The 6109-nt window shown below is 73.3% G+C and carries 7 protein-coding genes; 2 read left to right on the top strand and 5 right to left on the bottom strand.

What is annotated here, in order from left to right; genetic code table 11:
* Positions 1-99 precede the first annotated feature (99 nt).
* On the bottom strand, positions 100-1173 hold the full coding sequence (locus tag AB0K36_RS34480) for an alkene reductase (protein WP_364601746.1): 1074 nt from the start codon (positions 1171-1173) through the stop codon (positions 100-102).
* Between the two features lie 121 nt (positions 1174-1294).
* On the opposite strand from AB0K36_RS34480, the gene AB0K36_RS34475 reads away from it, so the two are divergent.
* Positions 1295-1810 (top strand): MarR family winged helix-turn-helix transcriptional regulator, encoded by a 516-nt coding sequence (locus AB0K36_RS34475; protein ID WP_364601744.1) that lies wholly within the window; start codon positions 1295-1297, stop codon positions 1808-1810.
* Between the two features lie 390 nt (positions 1811-2200).
* Here AB0K36_RS34475 and AB0K36_RS34470 read toward each other — a convergent pair whose 3' ends face one another.
* The 3 genes from AB0K36_RS34470 to AB0K36_RS34460 all read right to left on the bottom strand — a co-directional run bounded on the left by AB0K36_RS34470 (position 2201) and on the right by AB0K36_RS34460 (position 4840).
* A complete protein-coding gene (locus AB0K36_RS34470; RefSeq protein WP_364601741.1) occupies positions 2201-3262 on the bottom strand; it encodes an aminotransferase class V-fold PLP-dependent enzyme in 1062 nt (353 codons plus the stop codon).
* A 70-nt stretch (positions 3263-3332) separates the two neighbouring features.
* Positions 3333-4064: a DsbA family oxidoreductase gene (locus AB0K36_RS34465; RefSeq protein WP_364601738.1), complete on the bottom strand. Its 732-nt coding sequence runs from the start codon at positions 4062-4064 to the stop codon at positions 3333-3335.
* A 293-nt stretch (positions 4065-4357) separates the two neighbouring features.
* On the bottom strand, positions 4358-4840 hold the full coding sequence (locus AB0K36_RS34460; protein ID WP_364601735.1) for a GNAT family N-acetyltransferase: 483 nt from the start codon (positions 4838-4840) through the stop codon (positions 4358-4360).
* A 103-nt stretch (positions 4841-4943) separates the two neighbouring features.
* Here AB0K36_RS34460 and AB0K36_RS34455 point away from each other — a divergent pair, with 103 nt between their 5' ends.
* On the top strand, positions 4944-5378 hold the full coding sequence (locus AB0K36_RS34455) for a nuclear transport factor 2 family protein (protein ID WP_364601732.1): 435 nt from the start codon (positions 4944-4946) through the stop codon (positions 5376-5378).
* A 28-nt stretch (positions 5379-5406) separates the two neighbouring features.
* On the opposite strand, the gene AB0K36_RS34450 is transcribed toward AB0K36_RS34455, so the two are convergent.
* A complete protein-coding gene (locus AB0K36_RS34450) occupies positions 5407-6015 on the bottom strand; it encodes a DUF1349 domain-containing protein (protein WP_189475610.1) in 609 nt (202 codons plus the stop codon).
* Between the last annotated feature and the right edge of the window lie 94 nt (positions 6016-6109).

Raw genomic sequence — 6109 nt, 5'->3', positions numbered from 1 at the left:
GATAGTGTACACACTTACCCAACCCGACGCTATACCTATCTTGGGAGTCCGGCCCGCCCGCGTACGCGTCGGCGCGGCCGCTCGGCCTCGACCGGCAGATCAGCCGGTCAGCGCCGGGTAGTCGATGAAGCCCTTGTCGTCGCCGCCGAAGAACGACGCCGGGTCGGGGGTGTTGAACGGGCCGCCCGCCTCGAGGCGGGCCGGGAGGTCCGGGTTGGCCAGGAACAGCGCGCCGTAGGCGATCACGTCGGCGAGGCCGTCCTCGACGAGGGTGAGGGCGTCGGGGCCGGTCGGCCCGTCGGTCGCCGGGTTGAGGACGAGCGTCCCGGAGAACTGCTTGCGCAGCGTCTGGGTGAGTTCCCGCCCCCCGGGGACGGCCTCGGTGATGTGCAGGTAGCCGAGGTCCAGCGGCTCGAGCCGCTGGACGAGAGCGGTGTAGACGGCCTCCGAGTCCGTCTCCTCGATGCCGTTGTACGGATTGAACGGCGAGATCCGCAGGGCGGTGCGCTCGGCGCCGATCGCGGCGGCGACCGCCTCCGTCACCTCGACGGCGAACCGGATGCGGTTCTCCACGGACCCGCCCCACTCGTCGGTGCGGCGGTTGCTGTTGGGCGCGAGGAACTGGTGGATGAGATACCCGTTCGCGCCGTGCAGCTCGACGCCGTCGAAGCCCGCCTCGATCGCGTTGCGCGCGGCGGACACGAAGTCCTCGATGGTCGCGCGGATCTCCTGGGTGGTCAGTTCCCGGGGTGCGACGAAGTCCTTGGGGCCCTCGTGCGTGTACACCTGCCCCTCCGCCGCGACGGCGGACACGCCCACCGGGACGAGCCCGTCGGGCAGCAGTACGGGGTGGCCGATCCGGCCGGCGTGCATCAGCTGGGCGAAGATCGTGCCGCCCTCGCGGTGCACGGCGTCGGTGACCTCGCGCCAGGCGGTGACCTGCTCGGCGCTGTGCAGCCCCGGGGTGTCCGGGTAGCCCTGGCCGACCACGGAGGGCTGGGTGCCCTCGGTGATGATCAGACCGGCGGAGGCGCGCTGCCGGTAGTACTCCACGACGGAAGGCGTCGGCGTGAGGCCGGGACCGTAGGCGCGGCTGCGGGTCATCGGCGCCATGGCGATGCGGTTGCGCAGGTGCTTGCCGGCGAGCTGGATCGGGTCGAATGCGGTGGTCACGGTGAGCTCCCCAAAAGTATGTGGTCGGCCAAGTAATCGGGTGCGACGCCACTGTAGCGCATTCATTGGCCGACCAAGGTAATATTGTGGAAGCAATGAGAAACCGGCCGAGGAGAGCACCATGTCCACAGCGGAGGAGGCACAGGGCGACCCTGCGTGCACCGGACAGCTGCCGCACGCCGCGAGCAGCGGCCCCGTCAGCCACGCCGTCTCCCGGGTGGCGCGGCTCCACCGCATCGCCGCGGGCAAGCTGCTCAAGGGGCTGGGCCTCTACCCGGGGCAGGAGTTCGTGATGATGCGCCTGTGGGACGCCGGGCCGGTACGCCAGTCGGAACTCATCAAGGCGGCCGACCTCGACCCGTCGACCGTGACCAAGATGCTCCAGCGCCTCGAGCAGTCCGGCCACGTCCGCCGCTGCCCGGACCCGGACGACCGCCGGGCGGTCCTCGTGGAGGCGACGGAGCGGAGCTGTGCGCTGCTGTCGGACGTGTCGGCGGCCTGGGCGGAGCTGGAGGAGCACACGCTCCGCGGACTGGACGAGGACGATCGGCGGGAGCTGGCGCGCCTGCTGTCCCGGGTCGAGGCGAACCTGTGCACGGAGACGGCCGACTGCCCGGAACGCCGCGGCGGGGACTGACCCGCTCCGGCGCCGGCCCGCACCTGACCCGCCGGGTGCCGCCCGGTACGCGCCCCGACAGCCGGAACCGCGCCGGCCCGGCGCCGGTGCCTGCTCACGGCGGGCCCGGGCTCATGCCCGGGACCCCCGCCTTCCCGGGCGCTCCGCTCCGGTGCCCGGCTCACGCCAGGCTGAGCCCTCCCGTGCGCTCGGCCCCGGGGGCGCCCCCGCGCTCACGCCCGACCGACCGAGCCTTCGCGGGGGCTCGCAGTCGGGCGACCCGGCTCACGCCCACCGCCCCTTCAGGGACGTTCAGCCCTGGGGCCGGCCCGCTTGTGCCCGGGCGACCGGGCTTCGCGGGTGCCCGGCCGGCCGACGCGCGGGCAGCCACACCCGGCCGGTGGCAGGGACCTAGCCTGCGAGGCGGTCCAGCACGCGATCGACGTCGGCGGGCGAGTTGTACAGGTGGAACGAGGCACGCAGATTGCCCGCGCGCTCGGAGAGCAGGATCCCGGCCGCGGCCAGCTCGCCGGCACGGTGACCGAGGCCGGGCACGGCCACGATCGCCGAGTCCGCGGGCACCGGCTCGTGGCCCAGCTCCACGAGTCCGGCCCTGAACCGCCGTGCCAGCGCGATGTCGTGGGCCCGGACCGCGTCGATGCCGACCTCCTCCAGGAGGGCGAGTGATTGCGCGGCGCCGTGGTACGAGAGGAAGGCCGGGGGCTCGTCGTAGCGGCGGGCCGAGGTGGCGGTCTCCTCGATCGGGCCGTACGTCGTCTCCCACAGCCGTTCGGCGGCGAAAGTACCCGCGTGCAGCGGCGGCAGCGCCTCCTGCGCGTCCTCCGTCACGGTCAGGAAGGACACACCGCGAGGGCAGAGCAGGAATTTGAAACCGCCGGTGACCGTGTAGTCCCAGTCCCCCGCCGCCAGCGGCTGCCAGCCGGCCGACTGGCTGGCGTCGAGGAGCGTACGGGCCCCGTGCGCCGCCGCGGCGGCGCGCACGGCCGCCATGTCGGCGACCCTGCCGTCGGCCGACTGCACCGACGAGAACGCGACGAGCGCGGTGCCCGGGCGGACCGCGTCGGCCAGCCCCTCCAGCGGCGCGAACCGCGTCTTGAGGTCGCCTCTCACGGTGAACGGCGTGATCACGGAGGCGTACTCCCCTTCGGGGAACAGCACTTCGGAGCCCGACGGCAGCGAAGCCGCGATCAGCCCCACATGGACGGAGACCGACCCGCCGACGGCCACCCTCTCGTGAGGCACGCCCGCGATGCGGGCGAAGGACTCCCGGGTGGCGGTCACGGCCGAGAAGTCGCCGGCGCCGCCCGGCCGTCCGTCCGCCAGTTCCTGCGCCAGCGCCGCCACCGCACGGACCGTACGGCGCGGGAGCAGCCCGCAGCTCGAGGTGTTCAGATACGTCGTCGTGGGCGCGAACTCGCCACCTGCCGTGGGCTCCAGGATCTGCGTCTCCATGGGATCACCCTGCGGTCCCGTGCCCTGCGGGTCAATCACGCCTTGCTGGACGGAACCGTTCAGCGGCGCTTCACGAAGCAGGCTGCGCGGTTTCGGCCGCCGCGGGGACCTCGCAGGCGCCGTCGGCGTCGCAGACCGCCGCGTCCGCGCCGGCGGGCGCGGTCTCCCGCCCCTGCCAGGCCTGTTCCAGCGCCTGCGTGAACAGCTCGGCGGGCTGCCCGCCCGACACCCCGTACCGCCGGTCGAACACGAAGAACGGCACGCCGGTGGCGCCCAGCTCCGCCGCCTCCCGCTCGTCGGCGCGTACGTCGTCGGCGTAGGCGCTCACGTCCGCGAGGACCCGGCGTGCCTCCTGCTCGTCGAGGCCCGCCTCGACGGCGAGAGCGACGAGCACGGCCGGGTCGAAGACGGACCGCTCCTCCGCGAAGTTCGCCCGGTAGGCAAGGGTGAGCAGCTCGTCCTGGCGGCCGCGGGCCTTGGCGAGGTGCAGGAGCCGGTGGATGTCGAACGTGCTGCCGTGGTCGCGGCCCTCGACGCGGTACTCCAGCCCTTCGGAGCGGGCGTTGGACGCCACGTGCTCCTCCATGGCCCGCGCCTCCTCACGGGTGCGGCCGTACTTCTTCGCGAGCATGTCGACGACCGGCGCGGTGTCGCCCCTGTCGCGGCCGGGGTCGAGTTCGAAGGAGCGGTGCACGATCTCGACCTCGTCACGGTGCGCGAAGGCGTCGAGGCCCTTCTCGAAGCGGGCCTTGCCGATGTAGCACCAGGGACAGGCGATGTCGGACCAGATCTCGACGCGCATGCTTCTTCATCACTCCAGGGTCGTGCCGGCCGGCGGCGCCGGACGCGGTCCGCCCGGCTCGCCGGGCGGGGTCGGTGGGACGGACGGGGCGGGGCGCCTCCGCAGGCACCTCAACAGGGGACGGGCCCGTCCCATTCCGCGGGACACCGCTGAGATCCCACGGGGCCGTCGGCCGGTCGAGCCACTCCGGCCGGGGATTCGCCGGCGGCGGGCGGTGAGGACGGCAGGGCCGGTCGGGCAGGGGCCGCCGCGGTGGCAGGCAGGTGCGCGGAGAGCACGGCCATCGGCTCGGGTCACCGCCCCCGCTCGTCCGCCGGCACGGTGAAGCGCAGGATCAAATGGTCGCCGGCGAGCGGCTCCTCGGGGTCCGGGTACCAGCCGTGGTGGGTGTAGAAGGCCTGGGCCCGCTTGTTCTCCTGGAAGACCTCGAGGCGGGCCTCCGGCACGCCCGCGCGCCGCCACGCCTCGACGCAGGCGGCGTGAAGCTCGGTACCGACGCCGGCGCGCCAGCGCGCGGGGGCGACGTGGAGCTGCGAGAGCGTCATGACGCCGTCGACCTCGCCGAACGCGGCCGTGCCCGCGACGACACCGTCCCGCTCCGCGCACAGCACCCTGCCCTGCCCGATCGCCCGCTCCCAGCCGGCCCGGGTGCGGGCACGCTCGGCCGGGCCGTCGAAGGCCTCGTCGGGGATGTGGCCCCGGTAGTAGGTGGCGCGCGCCTCGGCGTGCAGGGCGGCTATGGCGTCGAGGTCCGCGGGCGTGGCAGTTCTGATCATGTGCCAGGGGACGCGAGCGCGGGCGGGCGCGGTTGCGGATCCGTCGCCGAAGTGCCCGGGCCCCCCTTGACCTCGACCGCGGTTGAGGGTGAACGCTCACGGCATGACCACTCAAATGGATCACATCGAGATCGGCCTGCTCGTCACCCGTTTCTTCCGGGCCATGGACGAGCGCGCGTTCCAGCCGGGCTGGGCACGCGACTATCTGACCGACGACGCGCGCATGGTCGCCCCCGTCGGGGTGTTCGAGGGCGCCGAGGCCGTGCGCGGCACGGAGGAGGCCCTCAAGAGGTTCGCCCGCACCCAGCACATGGCCTCCGACCTGCTGACCGACGTCGACGCCGGGTCGGACACGGCCAGGGCGTCCTGGAACGCGCTCATGGTCCACATCCACCACGAGGGTGACGATCCGCTGTTCACCGTGGGCGGTCGCTACGAGGCGGAGCTGCGCCGGACCGGAGAGGGCTGGCGCTTCAGCCGGATGGCGGTCGAGGCCGTGTGGACGACGGGACGGCCGCCGGTGCTGACCCCGGCGTGAGAGGCCGGTGCGGGGCGCCTCCCGTGCGTCAGGAGCCGTCCCGCAGCCCTTCCGGCCAGCTGTCGCGGTACTCGATGCGGTCGAAGGAGACCACGCAGCCCTCGCCGACCGGCGACTGCGCCATGAAGCCGACCAGGGCCGCTCCGGCCCGGTCCTCGTCGCCGAGCGTGAAGATGCGGACGAAGGTCCACTGCTCGCCGTCGGTGGAGGCGTGGAAGGCGAACGCCTTTCCCGTACGGCTGATACGCAGCCAGACGCTGTCACCGTCGACCACGAAGGAGTTGGCGTCGTCGGAATGGCCGCGGGTGACGACCGTGCAGACCGTCGGCCTGTCCGGCGACAGTTCCAGGCAGAGCTTCGCCCACTCCTGCTCGGTGACGTGCAGGTAGAGCACGGCCGCGTCGAAGGCCGCGGCGAAACCGGCCTTGACGCGGGCGATCAGCTGGAAGTCGCCCTCCGGCGCGCCGAGCAGGCGTGGCGCGTCGGAGGCCGGTTCCAGGGCGTGGCCGGTCGGCGGGACGAAACGGTCCTGGCGGGGGCCGGCCCAGACGGTCAGCACACCGTCGTCGTAGGACCAGTCGGCCTCGGGCCCGTATGCCCGGAGGGGAAAGGGGAGGTCGGGCAGCTTCAGTTCCATGCGGGTCAGTGTTGCAGGCGGCCGTTCACGCGCCGGGGAAGCCCGAGCGGGTTGTCGTCCCGCAGTTCCGGCGGGAGCAGGGCCTGCGGGGTGC

This window comes from Streptomyces kurssanovii (genome assembly GCF_040677245.1).
Lineage (GTDB): Bacteria > Actinomycetota > Actinomycetes > Streptomycetales > Streptomycetaceae > Streptomyces > Streptomyces kurssanovii.
The sequence above is the reverse complement of the archived record's forward strand: the minus strand, read 5'-3'. Positions and strand labels throughout refer to the sequence as shown.